The following is a 16855-nucleotide window of genomic DNA, read 5'->3' as shown; positions in this document are numbered from 1 at the left end:
TCCCCTCCCCAAACGCCCGTTCAAGCCCCACCCTCGGAAAATCCGGGGCCGGCGCCGCTCGCCCGCCCCGGAAGCCGCTTTCGCCCCGTTCCCGACGATTCGATTGATGCCGAATTGCAACACAATCCCTGGGGCTATCCCGAATCCGCAATAAAACGTCTTGCATAAGTTCCATCAAATGGTAGTCTCACGTTATCAGTTCCAACTAACGGAACTTAACGAGGAGACGGAGAATTATGAAAAGAAAGTTGGTCGTGGCCGCTTTGACGGTGATGGGCACAAACGCGGCGATGGCCCAGTCATCGGTGACGCTGTATGGACTTGCCGACCTCGAAGTCGGCAAGTACGACGGCAGCAATGCCATCCGGATGAATACCGGGGCAACCAGCTTCTGGGGTTTGAAAGGCGTCGAGGATCTGGGCGGCGGCTACCGGGCGATCTTCCAGCTCGAACAGCAGTTCAATCCGAACAACGGCACCTTCTACAACTCGAGTTCGTTCTTCAGCGGCCGCTCTACCGTCGGGCTCGAGGGCTGGTTCGGTCACCTCGCGTTGGGCCGCGACGTCAACGCGAGCCACTACGCCGAAGTGTCGGCCGACCCGTTCGGTCAGAACGGCCTGGCGTCGGGCTACGGCGCGCGAGGCGGCATTTCGGAGGCCAATGGCGGCCCCGGCCAGATCGATACCGTGCGGACGAACAACTCCGCCAACTACATGTACAAGTGGGCTAACGTGACGTTTCGCGCCCAGGTCGCGGCTCGCGACTCGGCGGTGACCGGCAACAACATTCCGTATTCGACCTCGATCGTCTACGAGGATCCGAAGCTCAAGCTCGCTGCCTCGTTCATCCGTCCGCAGGGCGATAACGCTCACTGGGCCTACACGTCGGGGCAGTACGACTTCGGTATCGCGCGCCTCTATGCCGGCTATGGTTTTGGCCAGAACACGTTCAGCCAGGAGATGCACAACCAGATGGTCGGCATCAACATCCCCCTGGGCCCCGCGCAGCAGATCCTGTCGACCTTCAGCCACACGACCGCCAACGGCCGGACCATTCAATGCCGTAGCGTGCTGGGCTATTTCTACTTCCTGTCCAAAGCGACGAGCGTCTACGCCGACGTCGTCTACGACACCCAGTCGGGCCACTTCACATACGGCACCACCACGGGGTGGGAGCAAACGGGCACGTCGACCAACGGCCTGGGTTACACGGTCGGTCTGCGCCACGCGTTCTGATCCGCCCAGGCGCGACAGCGGGTCGCGCGGACAACCGGCTTTGCGTTTCGCTTAGTTGTCCTGCAAGTACGGCGGTCGGTCGGCGAAGCGATGGTTCAGGCGAATTCTTCCCCGCAGATGCCTGGATCGCACGCTTCGCTGACTGCCGTTTTGCTGGCCCGGGAGGGCGGGCCAGCCTTTTCCCCGCTTGATTGCGAGAGTTCGAATTCGTATCGCTCACGACCTTGCCTGCCGAGCCCCGGGTCGTGCGTCACCCGGCCAGGACGTTAATCAGACTAAAGGGACACCATGTTGCACAACATCACCATACGGGGTGGTCTGACGCTGGTCATCGGCGTGCTGGTCGCGTTTCTTCTTACCGTGATCGGCATTGGCTATGGTGCGCTCGAACTCGCGAGCCATGGCCTCGAAGACGTGCAGCGCAACTCGGCGGCGTTGACGCATCTGAATGCCAGTTCGACGAAGCTTCTCCAGGTACGTCTCGCGCTAGGCAGCTACAAAACCTTGTTCAGCGCCGGCGCGCAAACCGACGATCTGTTGCCCGCGGCACACCGGCTGCTGGTCGAATCGAACAACGAATTCCGTACCTACGCAGCAGGCCCCTTCAGCAGCGACGACGAAGCGCGGCTCGTTCAGGCGGTGGCGACCGCGCGTGCCGCGCTGGTCGAGCACGGTATCGAACCGGAATTCGAAGCGCTTGCCAACAATGACTTCAACACCTTCCGCAGTGTCCAGGGCGAAGCCACCAGCGGCTACTACGCGACCTACACGAACGCGATCGATGCGCTCAAAGCACTGGAATCCCGCAACCAGCAGAGCGAGGCCGAAAACGCCGCCGCGCGATTCCACGTTGCCACCCTGTTGTTCGCCGCGATCGGCGTGCTGGCCATGGTGATCGGCGTGCTGGCGCGCGTCGGCATCTCCGTTGCGGTCATCACGCCGGTCAACCAGACCATTCGCCACTTTCAACACATCGCCGCGGGGGATTTGTCGATCGTGGTCCCGATCCGCTCGCGCAACGAGATGGGCCAGTTGCTCACCGCCCTGACGCAGATGCGCGATGCCTTGATCGACACGGTATCGAAGGTGCGCGGCAGCACGGGCTCGATAGCCCGGGGGGCCAACGAGATTGCCCTCGGCAATGCCGACCTGTCGCGCCGGACCGTACAACAGGCCACGGCGCTGGAGCAGACCGCGGCCAGCATGGAGGAATTGTCGGCGACCGTGAAGCAGAATGCCGACAACGCCCAGCAAGCCAACCGCCTGGCCCTCGGCGCGCTCGAAACGGTGACGCGCGGCGGCACCGTGGTGGGCCGGGTGACCGAGACGATGGACGGCATCACAGCCTCGTCACGCAAGGTCGCGGAGATTATCGGCATGATCGAGGGTATCGCCTTCCAGACCAACATTCTCGCGTTGAACGCTGCCGTTGAAGCGGCGCGGGCGGGCGAGCAGGGGCGGGGCTTCGCGGTCGTCGCTTCGGAGGTACGCAGCCTCGCGCAACGCTCCGGTGCGGCTGCGAAGGAAATCAAGGAATTGATCGGCGAATCGGTCGCGAAGGTGGGACAGGGCGCATCGCTCGTGGCGGAAGCAGGCAAGACGATGCGCGAGGCGATGTACGCTGTGGAGCGCGTGACCGGCATCATGGGTGAGATCGAAACGGCGGCGCTCGAACAGAGCGAGGGCATTGCCCAGGTCAACAAGGCGATTACCCAGATCGACGAGGTGACCCAGCACAACGCGGCGCTCGTGGAAGAGGCCGCGGCTGCCGCAAAGTCGCTGGAAGAACAGGCCGCCGTGCTCAGAGACGCGGTGGCAGTGTTCCAGCTAGACGAGAGCAAGCAAGCGGCGGTGGGTAGCGGTCGTGCTCCCGGTGCCATTCGCCGTGAGGGGGCAGCAACGGGTCACGTAATCGACCGGCCATGCAGCAGCACCGGCAGAAAAAGCGCTCAGGAAAAACCGCCAGATTCCGCACGAAAATAACAAATTACCCCATGCAAAGGCTCGAATCGCTCCAGCGACCAGCTCGCAGACCGGGGGCTTTGTGCGCCCGACTCCCCTCGCGTCAGGTCACGCCGGGAATCCCGTCGAGCTCTTGCTGAAGCTCGGCGCACCACTCCCGCAGGCGATGAGTCTGCGCCTTGGCAGGAAACATCAGGTGCACTGGCCATTCGGGCAACCGCCAATCGGGAAGAAGCCGGACGAGTCGTCCATCACGGATGTCTTGATCGACAGCGTATCGATGAATCAGTCCCACGCCAGCACCAGAGAGAAGCACCTCGCGGTGCCCAATGATCTGGTCAATCTTCAGGCGCGGTGTCACCCTGACTTTCTGCTTGCGGCCACGACGTTCAAACTCGACATCGTCACGGCCCAGAGATCCCGAGAACGCCACCCACGGCAACGTCTGCAAGTCTGCGGGTCGCGCAACCGGTCGCTTCAAATACCGTGGATGACCCACCACGACTTCTTCCAGCATAGCAAGGCGTCTTGCGAAAAGGGATGAATCCGCTAGCTGACCAATACGGATCGCGACGTCGAACCCCTCGCTGATCAGATCGCTCTCACTGTCGGTCAGGCAAAGCTCCAACGTCGCCTTCGGGTGTCAACGACGAGGTGCGCTGATTGCGCGAATCGCCATTGCGGCTGACGTGGCGTTCCCGGAGGCACTCAAGATTGTAATGCCGTGGCTCACGCCCATCCCGCTCGCGTATCACGTCCTGATAGAACTGAATCAGCAGGCACCCAAGGGATGCGTTGGCCCTATTGGTCGCCGTGGTCGACAAACGGCGGATTGCCGTTTCCCAGTTGCGTGAGAGCTTGGAAAAGATAGCGTGGGCTGACCCGGCGCTAAAAGATGACCTCAAGTTCCAGGCGCTCGAGGACTTTGTCCACAAACGTTAAGAGCATCGACGCCCGGGCCGCAAATGTGGTGAGGGCGTACGACAGCGGGCCTCCAATGCCCGCTGTCCGATGCAGCCCTATATCTCAAGTTGTAAAGCATGTCTGTGAGTGCCCTGCTCACCTGGGCACGCGGCCCTAACAAGGCCGTCCCTCCCAAAGCTCGCCAGCACAATGGCTTTTTGGACGGATTGCCCCCTTCCGCCAAATTCCTTCCCGCGCCTCACAAGTCAGAAGACGATGCTCTTCGCCCCAACTATCAGACCCTAAAATAATCCGCAGGCGTGTGTCGTATTCAGCCGAGGTCTCTCAAGAAAATGCGTCAGCTTCAGCCTGTAAAACCCTTAGAAATTGTGCAGCGCACTGCAAATTTTGCCCTTCCCGCAGACTTTTTTGTCTCTGAACGGGGCTTTCGGCGCTCCCGCAGACTTTAGTGTGCGCCGATAACCCGTCAAATTCGACTTGACAGTATATCTTTCGATATATATCTTAAGATATGTTTTACGACAAACGGAGTATCGGTCATGCGTAACCACCCACATCACGATCATTCATCCTGGCACGATCACCGGGCCCATGTTGAACGCTTTTCATGGCAGGCGCTGCATTCGTTCTGGCACGCCATCGGCCGCCATCATCACCGGCGCGGCGGTGGCCCGTTTGGCGGTGGGGGGCCGTTCGGGGGCGGCCCTGGCGGCTTCGGCGGCGAGGGCGACGGCTTTCCGCGCGGCCGCCGCTTCACGTCAGAGGACCTGCAACTGCTTCTGCTCGGGCTGCTCGCGGAACGTCCGAGCCACGGCTACGAACTCATCCGCGCGCTGGACGCGCGCTCGAACGGCTTTTATTCGCCGAGTCCCGGCATGGTGTATCCGGCGCTTACGTTTCTTGAAGAAGTCGGTCACGTCACCGTCGAAGTCGAGGGCAACCGCAAGCGCTACGCGTTGTCGGAAAGCGGCCAGCAGTACCTCGGCGAAAACCGCGAGCGCGTCGATCTGATGCTCGCGAAGCTCACTCATATCGGACGCAAGATGGATTCGGTGCGCCGTGCGTTTGCGGGTGAAGAACCCGCCGATCCGTCCGAAGGTGGCTGGGTGCCCGAACTCATCGCGGCGCGCCGCGCACTGAAAAACGCGCTGGTGCTGCGCACGGCCGCGTCGCCCGACGAACAGCGCCGAATCGCCGCAATCCTCGCGCGCGCCACGGCCGAAATTGAAGGCAAAACCGGCAGCGCGCCTTGAGCGCCGCGCCGGCCTCTCATTTGAACGGAGAACCTCGCATGCTGAATACGAGTGCCGATCTGGCGGTGGTGCGCGTGCGCCATCCGCTGAAGTTCCGACTGCTACAGGTGTCGCGGGTCGAACCGCTGACGCCGCATCTGGTGCGCATCACGCTGACGGGCGAAGACCTGCGCGACTTCACGTCCGCATCGTTCGACGATCACATCAAGGTGTTTTTCCCCGCACCGGGCGCAGACAGGCCGTTGCTGCCTGTTGCGGGCCCCGACGGCCCGGTGTTCTCCGAAGGCCAGCCGCGTCCGGTCGCACGCGACTACACGCCGCGCCGCTTCGACCGCGAAGCAGGCGAGCTTGTTATCGACTTCGTGCTTCACGCGGTCGGGCCGGCTTCGAGCTGGGCGCGCACGGCGCGTGTCGGCCAGCATCTGGGCGTCGGCGGTCCGCGTGGCTCGTTTGTGATTCCGCAGGGTTTCGACTGGCATCTGCTGATCGGCGACGAAACTGCGTTGCCCGCGATCGGCCGTCGCCTCGAAGAACTGCCCGCCGGCACGCGCGTCGCTGCGGTGCTGGAAGTACGCGATCCGTCGGCGCGCATCGACTTCACGACGGAGGCCGATCTGTACACCGTGTGGTGCTATCCGGACGATGGCGAAAGCACGCTGCTGGATGTCGTGCGCGAAACGTTCCTGCCGGAGGGCGAAGGTTACGTGTGGGCAGCCGGCGAATCGGCCGCGATCCGCGCAGTGCGCCAGTACCTCACGACTGAACGTGATGTCGACAAAACGCGCATCCGTGCAGCCAGCTACTGGAAACGCGGCGCGGCGGCCGTGCATGAATCGATCGACGACTGACGGTTCGCGATACGGCTCGTGCAACTACAACGATGACGGTGCCCGCCGCCGTCGTTCATAACAACGACAGGAAAACAGGACGTCATCGATGAATCCCTTGACCCCAACCCGTGAACGCCGCTTGCTGTGGCTTCTGGCGTTGACGCAGTTCACCATCATCATGGACTTCATGGTGATGATGCCGCTCGGCCCGCAGATCATGCATGCGTTCACGATCACGCCGGCCGCGTTCGCCACCGCCGTCTCCGCCTATTCGTGGTGCTCCGGGCTCTCCGGGCTGCTTGCCGCGACGTATATCGACCGCTTCGACCGGCGGCGGCTGCTGCTGTATGTCTATGCGCTCTTCGCGTTGTCGAATCTTGCATGCGCGCTGGCGGGCAGTTTCACGCTGCTGCTGGTCGCACGCGCTTTCGCCGGCCTGACGGGTGGCGTGCTCGGCTCGGTCATCATGGCGATCGTGACGGACGTCATTCCGCCCGCGCGACGCGGCGCCGCGACCGGCACGATTATGACCGCGTTCTCGCTCGCCGCGATTGCGGGTGTGCCTGCAGGCGTGATGCTCGGCGCGCACTTCACGTGGGCCGCGCCGTTCGTGCTGCTGGTCGCGCTGTCGGTCGCGATCTGGCTGGCGTGCTCGCGCATCGTGCCGTCGCTGTCTGAACACCTCGCACGCGGCACACCACCGCTGAACGAAGTGCTGCCCGCGCTCGGCCGGCTGCTCGTGTTACCGCGGCATCTGAACGCGTTCGCGCTGACATTCATGATGATGGTTTCGCAGATGATGGTGATCCCGTTCATCTCGCCAATGCTGGTCGCGAATCACGGCGTCGAGCCCGCGCATCTGTCGTGGATCTACATGGCGGGCGGCGCAGCGACGTTCTTCACGTCCCGCGCGATCGGCCGTCTTGCCGACCGCTACGGGCGGCGCGTCATGTTCCGCGTTTTCGCCGTACTTTCGGTGCTGCCGGTGCTGTTCGTAACGCATCTGCCGGCGTTGCCTTTCTTCATCGTCGTGCCATTCTTCGCGGTGTTCATGGTCGCGGTGTCCGGGCGGATGGTGCCGATGCAGGCGCTGATGACAACCGTTCCCGCGCCTTCTCAGCGCGGCGCATTCCTGAGCGCGAACAGCGCCGTGATGGCGCTTGGCACGGGCTGCGGCGCGTGGCTCGGCGGCCTGATGCTGTCGATCACGCCGGCCGGCCATATCGACGGTTACGGCACGAATGGCTGGGCTGCGGTTGCGCTGGTGCTGCTGGCATTTGCGTGGATCAGCCGCGTGAAGGCCGCTGACGAGGAGGTTTCGCCGGCGGATCGGAAAGATGTCGGCGTGCCGGTAAGCCGGTCGCCGGGTTAGCGAGCGCGATGTAGCCAGGCGTGGTCAGCCGGCGTCCCTGTCCTTGCGATACAGCTTGATCACCGCCGAGAAGTCCAGCCTGCCTGCGCCCTGCGTGCTCATCGTCTGATACAGCTGCTGCGCGAGCGCGCCGAGGTAGACGGGCTGGCGGGCGAACTTCGCGGCGTCGGTGGCAAGGCCGAGATCCTTCAGCATCAGGTCTGTGCCGAAGCCGCCGGTATAGCCGCGCGATGAAGGCGCCGTTTCGATCAGACCCGGGAACGGGTTATACGTATCCGAGCTCCAGCAGCGCCCCGTCGATGTATTGATGATGCTGCCCAACACCTTCGGATCGATGCCGAGCGCTTCGCCGAGCGACATCGCTTCCGCGACGCCAGCCATCGTGATGCCGAGCACGAGGTTGTTGCAGATCTTCGCGACCTGCCCCGTGCCGGTATCGCCGCAATGCACGATGTTCTTGCCCATTGCCGAGAGCACGGGCTTCACGTGCTCGTACGACGCGGCGCTGCCGCCCACCATGAACGTCAGCGTGCCCGCAGCTGCGCCGCCCGTTCCACCCGATACCGGCGCATCGACGAAGGTATTGCCGTGCTTCGTGGCGATTTCGGCGCATGCCTTGACGGTTGCGGGATCGATCGTGCTCGAATCGATGATCGTCACGCCTTTCGGGATGCCGGCGAGCACGCCGTCTTCCGCGGTGAGCACGCTGCGCACATGAGCCGCGGCCGGCAGCATCGTGACCACACATTCGACGTCGGCCACGGCCGCTTTCGCTGAGTCCGCCGCGTGGGCGCCCGCGTCGACAAGCGATTTCACCGCCTCTGCGCTGAGGTCGAACACATTGACGGTATGCCCTGCCTTCAGCAGATTGAGCGCCATCGGTGCGCCCATATTGCCGAGTCCGATGAAACCGATTTTCATGGTGCTGTCTCCGTTGCCTGCATTCAATATCGCGGCCTGCGCGCGCCTAGCGCAGGCTGATCGTGGTGTTGACGCCGTCGTTGACGGTGGCGTCATCGAACCAGCGCGCGGTGACGGTCTTGGTCTGCGTGTAGAACTGCACGACCTGCTTGCCGTACGGGCCAAGATCGCCGAGCTTCGAGCCGCGCGAGCCCGTAAAGCTGAACGAGGGCACGGGCACCGGAATTGGAATGTTGATGCCGACCTGGCCGATATCGATGTCGCTCTGGAATTTGCGCGCCGCCGCGCCGCTCTGCGTGAAGAGACCTACGCCATTACCGAACGGATTGCGATTGACGAGTTCGATGGCATCGTCGAGCGTCGGCACGCTCAGTACGCAAAGCACCGGCCCGAAGATCTCGGTGCGATAGATCTGCATATCGGCTGTGACGTCGGAAAAGATCGTCGGGCCGATGAAGTTGCCCTTCTCGTAACCCGGCACCTTGATGCCGCGACCATCCAGCGCGAGCGTCGCGCCTTCCTTCACACCGGCTTCGATCAGTCCGAGAATGCGTTCCTGCGCGGCGCGCGAGACGACCGGGCCGATGTCCGTGTTCGCTTCGCTGCCGGCATTGACCTTCAATGTTTTCGCCTTTTCGACCAGGTCCGGCAGCCACTGTGCGGACGCGCCCACCAGCACGACCACCGAGGTCGCCATGCAACGCTGGCCGGCCGCGCCAAAACCTGCGCCTGCCAGCGCGTTGAGCGTCTGCTCGCGGTTCGCATCGGGCAGCACGACGGCGTGATTCTTCGCGCCCATCATCGACTGCACGCGCTTGCCATGTTCGCTGCCGAGGCGATACACGTGGGTACCGACAGCCGTCGAGCCGACGAACGAAATCGCCTTGACGAGTTCATGCATACACAACGCATCGACGACTTCCTTGCCGCCGTGCACGACGTTCAATACGCCCTTCGGCACACCGGCTTCAAGCGCGAGTTCGACGAGTTCCATCGTCGACATGGGATCCTGTTCCGAAGGCTTGAGCACGAACGTGTTGCCGCAGACAATCGCCATCGGGAACATCCATAATGGAATCATCGCCGGGAAGTTGAACGGCGTGATACCCACGCATACGCCGATCGGTTGCCGCAGCGTATATGTATCGACGCTGCCCGCGACGTTCTCCGCGAATTCGCCCTGTTGCAGCGTGCCGATCGAACACGCATGCTCGACGACCTCGAGCCCGCGGAAGATATCGCCTTCCGCGTCGGGAATCGTCTTGCCCTGATCCGCGCTCAGTGTCTTCGCGATGCGCGGCATGTGCTCGCGAATCAGCGCCTGATACTTCAGCATGATGCGCATACGCGCACCGGTCGGCGTGTTCTTCCACGTCCTGAACGCCTCGTGCGCGGCACGGATCGCAGCATCGACTTCGCTGACCGTCGCGAACGGTACGCGCGCGAGCACATCCTGCGTCGCGGGGTTGACGATGTCGCGCCATTCAGTCGAGGTCGAGTCGACGAATTCGCCGTTGATCAACAGTTTGACGGTCGCCACGCCGGACGTCCTGCTGGCGAGGGTAGACGGATTTGCGCTCATTCGAAATCTCCTGTGCTTTGGGCTGTTACGTCTGGCCGCAGATGCAGCCCAACAACCATGCGAACGATGAAAGACGGCGATACGTATCGGGTCTGGCGTGTCTGGTGTGTCTAGCGCTTCGAAGCGGGTTCGCGCAGATCAGGGAAATCCTCTTCCCAGTATTCGTCGGGTAGGCGCGCGGGTTCCGCGCCGCGCTCCAGTTCACGTCGGCGTAACTCGACGCGACGGATCTTGCCGGAAATCGTTTTCGGCAGTTCGCTGAACTGCAACCGGCGAATCCGCTTGTAGGGCGCGAGTTTTTCGCGCGAGAACGCGAACACCGCACGCGCCAGTTCCGGACCGGCTTCGTAACCCTGACGCACCGTGACGAACGCTTTCGGCACCGACAGACGCAACGCGTCGGCGCTTGGCACCACCGCCGCTTCGGCGATGGCTTCGTGTTCGATCAGCGCGCTTTCGAGTTCGAACGGGCTCAGGCGGTAGTCGGACGACTTGAACACGTCATCGGAGCGGCCAACGTAGACGTAGTAACCGTCGTCGCGTCGCATCGCGACATCGGACGTGTGATAGAAACCGTTGCGCATCGCCTCCACCGTGGCCTTCTCGTTGTTCGCGTAGCCAGTCATGAGGCCAAGCGGACGCTGGTCCAGCGGCAATACGATTTCGCCTTCGGTCGTGGGTTGATCGTCGGCATCGACGAGTTCGATCCGGTAGCCCGGCAACGGTCGCCCCATCGACCCTGCCACGACCGGTTGACCCGGCGAATTGCCGATCTGGCAGGTCGTTTCGGTCTGGCCGAAGCCATCGCGAATCGTCACGCCCCACGCATGACGCACGCGCTCGATGACCTCGGGATTGAGCGGCTCGCCTGCGCCGACAATCTCGCGCAGCTTGACCGGGTAGGACGCGAGCGGCTCCTGTACGAGCATGCGCCAGACGGTGGGCGGCGCGCACAGGGTGGTGACGTTGTAGCGCACGAGCGCGTTGAGCGTTTCTTTCGGCACGAAGCGCGGCGTGTTGAAAATGAACACGCATGCCCCCGCATTCCACGGCGCAAAGAAGCAGCTCCATGCGTGCTTGGCCCAGCCTGGCGAACTGATGTTCCAGTGCACGTCACCGGGTTGCAGGCCGATCCAGTACATCGTCGAAAGATGGCCCACCGGATAGCTCTGATGCGTATGCTCGACGAGCTTCGGCTTCGATGTCGTGCCTGATGTGAAGTACAGCAGCATCGGATCGGTCGCGCGCGTCGGACCGTCAGGTTCGAACGCTGGCGATGCATCCGCGGCGCGCGCGAGATCGATCCAGCCTTCGCGCGGCGCGCCAACTGAAATACGCGTGAGGCCAGCATCGATTGCATCGAACTTCGCCAGCTCGCCGCTATCGACCACTGCGTACCGCGCGCCGCCGATCTGCACGCGATCGCGCACGTCGTCCGGTGACAGTTGCGTCGTTGCCGGCAATACGATCGCGCCGAGCTTCATCGCCGCGAGCATCACATCCCACAGTTCGACGCGGTTCGGCAGCATCAGCAGCACACGGTCACCGCGCCCGACGCCGATTCCACGCAGGAAATTCGCCATGCGCGACGCGCGCTCCGAAATCTGCGCATACGTGTATCGCGTTTCCTCGCCCGTTGCGCCTTCGACGATCACAAGTGCTGGCTGGTTGTTATTCCGCGCGAACGCGTCGAAATAGTCGAGCGCCCAGTTGAACTCGCCGAGCGTCGGCCACGCAAACTCGCGATACGCACTGTCGTAATCCGTGCGATGGCGAAACAACAGGTCGCGCGCCGCCAGAAAGCTGTTCGCTGCAGTCATCGATGTCTCCTGATTGGCGCGTCCGCGCTCTATGTCAGATTATTTTGCACTCAAACGGAGCGCGCGATCACCATTCTTTGTACCTCGCTGGTTCCTTCGTAAATCTGCGTGATGCGTGCATCCCGATAGTGGCGCTCGACGGCGTAGTCTTCCAGGTAGCCGTAGCCGCCGTGAATCTGGATCGCTTTCGAGCACACGTCTTCGGCGATTTCGGATGCGTAGAGTTTGGCCTGCGATGCCTCCGACAGACACGGCAAGCCTTCGCTCCGCAGTCGCGCCGCGTGATGCACGAGCAGACGCGCCGCGTTTAGCCGCGTGGTCATGTCGGCGAGCATGTTCGCGATGGTTTGATGGTCCTTTAACGCCTTGCCGAACTGGACACGTTCATTCGCATAGGCACGCGCCGCGTCAAACGCCGCACGCGCGATGCCGACAGCCTGCGCCGCAATGCCGATGCGCCCGCCCTCCAGGTTCGACAGCGCGATGCGCAAACCTTCACCGGCCTCGCCCAGCAGATTGCCTTCGGGCACGGTGCAGTCGTCGAACGAGATCGGGCACGTGTCCGACGCGCGGATGCCGAGCTTGCTTTCCGGCTTGCCGACGTTGAACCCCGGCGCGTCAGTCGGCACGATAAACGCCGAAAGGCCGCGCTTGCCGCGATCAGGATCAGTGACGGCGAATACGATCGCGACGTCGGCACGCGAACCGTTCGTCACGAACTGCTTGTTACCGTTGATGATCCACTGGCCATCGCGCAGCACCGCGCGGGTGCGCAGATTGTTCGCCTCGGACCCGGCCTGCGGCTCCGTCAGACAGAACGCCCCGATGCGTTTTCCCGAAGCGAGATCGTGCAGATACTGGTCCTTCTGCGCGTCGCTGCCGAAGTTGAGAATCGGGCCGCAGCCGACGGAGTTATGCACGCTCATCAGCGTCGCGCACGCGGCGCACCCCGCAGCGATTTCTTCAATTGCGAGCGCATAAGCCACATAATCGCTGTAGGAGCCACCCCATTCGGCCGGCACGATCATGCCCAGAAAACCGAGTTCGCCCATCTGCGTGACGATCTCCGCCGGCAATGCGCCCGCGCGATCCCATTCGCCCGCATGCGGCGCGAGACCGTGTGTGGCGAAGTCGCGCGCCGCGTCGCGGATCATCCGTTGTTCGTGGGTGTAGAAATCGTGCATGAGAACCGCCTTGCCTTGTGAGCGTTTGGAGCGCATGGGTTTTGCGCACGTTGATTCCGGTCTGCGCAATACGCGGGCGCCGTGTCGTACATGGCGCGCCGGGACCGGTTGGCCTACACTGTGTCGCCATGTTGCGGCGCAGCGTCGTGACGCGTGTGGGACGCCGTCTGCCGGGAAAAGTGTAGGCCGTCCGCAGTCGGGGTTCGATGCTCAGCCCGTTCAATCTTGGTGAGCGCATTTGCCATAGTCAGCATGAAAAGCGAAAAAGGCACCATTTCCGTCAGCCTCGTCGAAGAAACGCTCGCCCTCGCCCGTGCGCGCGGGCTCGACGTGCAGCCCGTCATCGAAGCGGCCGGCATTGCACCGCAGGTGCTGGCCTCGCCAAAAAGCCGCGTGACGTCGGCGCAATACGGCGCGTTGTGGGCCGGCATCGCCCGCGCGCTCGACGACGAGTTCTTTGGCCAGGACTCGCATCCGATGAAAAGCGGCAGTTTCGTCGCGATGACGCACGCGGCGCTCACGGCCCGCACCGGCGCGCACGCGCTCGCGCGCGCAGTCGGTTTCATGCGGCTCGTGCTGGACGACCTGCACGTGCGCATCGTGAAGGACGCCACGCGCGTCAGGCTCGAATTCACGCATCGCGAAGGCACGTCCGCGCCCACCATGTTCGCCTGTGCGACGTATTTCATCCTCGTCTACGGCCTCGTGTGCTGGCTGGTCGGGCGGCGCATACCGCTCCTGCAGGCACGTTTTCGCTGCGCGGAACCGCCAGCGGCGCACGAATACCGGCTGATGTTCTGCGACGACATGGCGTTCGGCGAGGACGCGTCGTTCGTCGATCTCGCGCCGGCGTTTCTCGACCTGCCGGTCGTGCAGACGGCGAAATCGGCAAGAACCTTCCTGCGCGATGCGCCCGGCAATTTCGTCGTGAAGTACCGCAATGCCGGGTCGCTTGCCGTGCGCGTGCGCAAGCTGCTGCGCGCGCTGCCGATGTCCGCATGGCCCGGTTCCGACGAAATGGCGTTGCGCCTGAATGTCGCCGAAGCGACGATGCGCCGCCACCTCAAGCAGGAGGGCTATACCTATCAGTCGATCAAGGACGACCTGCGGCGCGATATCGCGATTGGCGAATTGCAGGACACCGACCGCACGATCGCCGATATCGCGACCCGTATCGGTTTTGCCGAGCCCAGTGCGTTTTACCGCGCGTTCCGCAAATGGACGGGCATGCGTCCGACCGATTACCGGGTCACGTCACTTTCATCCGTTTCGTCCCTTTCATCCCTCACGCCGCCCGCCGAAGCGGACTAAGCTATAGCTATCAGGCCAGTCCTTTCCGGCCGGCACTCGCCGACAAGGCGTGCCGGCTGTCCGCGATGAGAACGCACACGTTTCTCCCGTTCCGGCAGTCTGGTCCGCACCGTTACGTACCCCGTGGCGGCCTTGCGGCCCGATGTTTCAGGTTCCTGCGCGGCGCGGCCGCGGCGGGACTGATGCTGGTTTTCCCGGCCCTTCTGCAACACGCCGCCCTGTTTGCGGCGCCGGCTTCGAAAGGCGTTGTCGTGATTCCGGTCAATGGTGCAATCGGGCCGGCAACGGCGGATTTCATCGTTCGAGGCCTTGGGCGGGCAGCGCAGGATCACGCGCAACTGGCCGTCATCCAGCTCGATACGCCTGGCGGCCTCGATACCTCGATGCGGCAGATCATCAAGGCGATCCTGGCTTCCCCCGTGCCTGTCGCTGCGTTTATCTCGCCGGGTGGCGCGCGCGCCGCGAGCGCCGGCACCTATATCGTGTACGCGAGCCACATCGCCGCCATGGCGCCCGGCACGAATATCGGCGCCGCAACGCCGGTGCAGCTCGGGCTCGGCAGCGCTGCGCCGCAACAACCGGGCACGATGCCCGCGTCGAGCGAAGGGAAAGCGGCGTCGGCGTCCAGCGCATCCGAACCAGGCGCACTTGATACGCAATCGACTGAAATCCGCAAGCAGGTGCACGATGCAGCCGCCTATATCCGTGGACTCGCGCAAATGCGCGGACGCAACCAGGCCTGGGCCGAACGAGCCGTGCGCGAGGCCGTCAGCCTGTCGGCGCGCGAGGCGCTCGACCAGCACGTGGTCGACCTGATCGCGCGCGACGTGCCAGACCTGCTGCATCAGCTCGACGGACGCACAATCAATACGGTCGCCGGCGACCAGCATCTCGCAACGAACAATGCGCCTGTCGTGTCGCTCGAACCCGACTGGCGCAGCCGTTTTCTTGCGGTCATTACCGACCCGAACGTCGCGCTGATCCTGATGATGATCGGCATGTACGGTCTTTTCTTCGAGTTTGCCAATCCGGGGTTCGTGCTGCCGGGTGTCGCGGGTGCGATCAGTCTGCTCGTCGGACTCTTCGCGCTGCAGTTGCTGCCGGTAAACTTCGTCGGGCTCGGCTTGATCTTTCTGGGCATCGCGTTCCTGATCGCCGAGGCTTTCCTGCCGACGTTCGGCACGCTGGGTTTTGGCGGCATCGTCGCGTTCGTGATCGGCGCGTTGATGCTGATCGACACCGACGTACCCGGCTACGGCGTGCCCATTCCGCTCATCGTCGCGCTGACGGTTTTCAGTGCGCTCTTTATCTTCACCGTATCGAGCGTTGCGCTTCGCGCGCGGCGACGGCCCGTCGTAACCGGTAGCGAAGCGATGCTCGGCAGCATCGGCATCGTGCTGGACGAGGGTGTCGTGGCGCCGGATGGCACGCGCGCGAACGAAGCCTGGGCGCGCGTGCATGGCGAGCGCTGGCGCGTGCAGAGCGCGGAACCGCTTGACGCAGGAGGTGAAGTGCGTGTCACAGGGCGACGCGGCCTGCTGCTGACCGTCGTGCCGCTCGTGCACCAGCCATCACAACAGGGAGAACACTCATGATCGGATTCACGTTCGGCTTTGGCAGCATCCTGATTCTGCTGGTGGTTGTGCTGATTGCTTCGGCGGTGCGCATTTTTCGGGAGTACGAACGCGGCGTCGTGTTCATGCTCGGACGTTTCTGGAAGGTCAAGGGGCCGGGGCTCGTGCTGATCATTCCAGTCGTGCAGCAGGTCGTGCGCATGGATCTGCGCACCGTCGTGTTCGACGTGCCGCCGCAGGACGTCATTACGCGCGACAACGTCTCCGTGAAGGTGAACGCGGTGATCTATTTTCGCGTCGTCGATCCGGAACGGGCCGTGATTCAGGTCGCGCGCTATTTCGAGGCGACGAGCCAGCTTTCGCAGACGACGCTGCGCGCCGTGCTCGGCAAACATGAACTCGACGACCTGCTCGCCGAGCGCGAACAGCTCAACGCCGACATCCAGAAAGTGCTCGATGCGCAGACCGACGCGTGGGGCATCAAGGTGTCGAACGTCGAGATCAAGCACGTCGATATCAACGAAACGATGATCCGCGCGATCGCGCGTCAGGCGGAAGCCGAGCGCGAGCGACGCGCGAAGGTGATTCACGCACAGGGCGAACTGCAGGCCTCCGCCCATCTGCTGGAAGCGGCGCAGATGCTCGCGCGCCAGCCGCAGGCCATGCAGCTGCGCTACCTGCAAACGCTCACCACCATCGCCGCCGACAAGAACTCGACCATCGTTTTCCCACTGCCGATAGACCTGCTGACGGCGGTGATCGACCGGATGGGAAAGCCGTCGGGCGCCTGATATGAAAGGCTTTTGAAGGCATTTGTGGTGCGGATTCATGCATTGCGGGCAACAATGCATTGCCAAATGGTGACTTTCAGTTTGTGGGCCACCGAA

12 protein-coding genes and 1 pseudogene are annotated in these 16855 nt (G+C 63.1%); 8 read left to right on the top strand and 5 right to left on the bottom strand.

From position 1 onward, the window contains the following. Positions 1 to 236 precede the first annotated feature (236 nt). Positions 237 to 1235, top strand: a complete 999-nt coding sequence (locus tag LPA36_RS27165) for a porin (RefSeq protein WP_228883505.1) — start codon at positions 237 to 239, stop codon at positions 1233 to 1235. 288 nt (positions 1236 to 1523) lie between these two features. Continuing rightward, positions 1524 to 3218: a methyl-accepting chemotaxis protein gene (locus tag LPA36_RS27160; RefSeq protein ID WP_228883503.1), complete on the top strand. Its 1695-nt coding sequence runs from the start codon at positions 1524 to 1526 to the stop codon at positions 3216 to 3218. A gap of 82 nt (positions 3219 to 3300) precedes the next feature. On the opposite strand, the pseudogene LPA36_RS27155 reads toward LPA36_RS27160, so the two are convergent. Further along, a pseudogene (locus LPA36_RS27155) lies at positions 3301 to 3828 on the bottom strand (substrate binding domain-containing protein); the annotation flags it as partial. Positions 3829 to 4660: 832 nt separating this feature from the next. Here LPA36_RS27155 and LPA36_RS27150 point away from each other — a divergent pair. From LPA36_RS27150 to LPA36_RS27140, 3 genes are all read left to right on the top strand, one after another. After that, positions 4661 to 5374, top strand: a complete 714-nt coding sequence (locus LPA36_RS27150; protein WP_228883501.1) for a PadR family transcriptional regulator — start codon at positions 4661 to 4663, stop codon at positions 5372 to 5374. 38 nt (positions 5375 to 5412) lie between these two features. Beyond that, positions 5413 to 6222 carry a siderophore-interacting protein gene (locus tag LPA36_RS27145; protein ID WP_228883500.1) on the top strand — a complete coding sequence of 270 codons (810 nt, stop codon included), beginning with the start codon at positions 5413 to 5415 and terminating at the stop codon, positions 6220 to 6222. An 88-nt stretch (positions 6223 to 6310) separates the two neighbouring features. Beyond that, on the top strand, positions 6311 to 7576 hold the full coding sequence (locus LPA36_RS27140) for an MFS transporter (RefSeq protein WP_228883499.1): 1266 nt from the start codon (positions 6311 to 6313) through the stop codon (positions 7574 to 7576). 24 nt (positions 7577 to 7600) lie between these two features. Here the strand turns inward: LPA36_RS27140 and mmsB are convergent, their stop codons facing one another. From mmsB to LPA36_RS27120, 4 genes are all read right to left on the bottom strand, one after another. Further along, positions 7601 to 8497: a 3-hydroxyisobutyrate dehydrogenase gene (mmsB, locus tag LPA36_RS27135; RefSeq protein ID WP_228883498.1), complete on the bottom strand. Its 897-nt coding sequence runs from the start codon at positions 8495 to 8497 to the stop codon at positions 7601 to 7603. A gap of 46 nt (positions 8498 to 8543) precedes the next feature. Then, positions 8544 to 10079 (bottom strand): CoA-acylating methylmalonate-semialdehyde dehydrogenase, encoded by a 1536-nt coding sequence (locus LPA36_RS27130; protein ID WP_228883497.1) that lies wholly within the window; start codon positions 10077 to 10079, stop codon positions 8544 to 8546. A 110-nt stretch (positions 10080 to 10189) separates the two neighbouring features. After that, on the bottom strand, positions 10190 to 11899 hold the full coding sequence (locus LPA36_RS27125) for an AMP-binding protein (protein ID WP_228883496.1): 1710 nt from the start codon (positions 11897 to 11899) through the stop codon (positions 10190 to 10192). A gap of 50 nt (positions 11900 to 11949) precedes the next feature. Then, positions 11950 to 13083, bottom strand: a complete 1134-nt coding sequence (locus tag LPA36_RS27120; RefSeq protein ID WP_228883495.1) for an acyl-CoA dehydrogenase family protein — start codon at positions 13081 to 13083, stop codon at positions 11950 to 11952. A 252-nt stretch (positions 13084 to 13335) separates the two neighbouring features. Here LPA36_RS27120 and LPA36_RS27115 point away from each other — a divergent pair, with 252 nt between their 5' ends. The 3 genes from LPA36_RS27115 (at position 13336) to LPA36_RS27105 (ending at position 16759) form a co-directional block, all read left to right on the top strand. Further along, positions 13336 to 14394, top strand: coding sequence for an AraC family transcriptional regulator (locus LPA36_RS27115; RefSeq protein WP_228883493.1), 1059 nt, complete (start codon positions 13336 to 13338; stop codon positions 14392 to 14394). 65 nt (positions 14395 to 14459) lie between these two features. After that, positions 14460 to 15989 (top strand): NfeD family protein, encoded by a 1530-nt coding sequence (locus LPA36_RS27110; RefSeq protein WP_228883491.1) that lies wholly within the window; start codon positions 14460 to 14462, stop codon positions 15987 to 15989. Beyond that, on the top strand, positions 15986 to 16759 hold the full coding sequence (locus LPA36_RS27105; RefSeq protein ID WP_228883489.1) for a slipin family protein: 774 nt from the start codon (positions 15986 to 15988) through the stop codon (positions 16757 to 16759). The genes LPA36_RS27110 and LPA36_RS27105 overlap by 4 nt, the downstream gene beginning before the upstream one ends. Positions 16760 to 16855: the final 96 nt, after the last annotated feature.

It is taken from the genome of Paraburkholderia saeva, from assembly GCF_907164555.1.
Lineage (GTDB): Bacteria > Pseudomonadota > Gammaproteobacteria > Burkholderiales > Burkholderiaceae > Paraburkholderia > Paraburkholderia saeva.
This window is presented reverse-complemented; position numbering and strand designations above follow the sequence as displayed.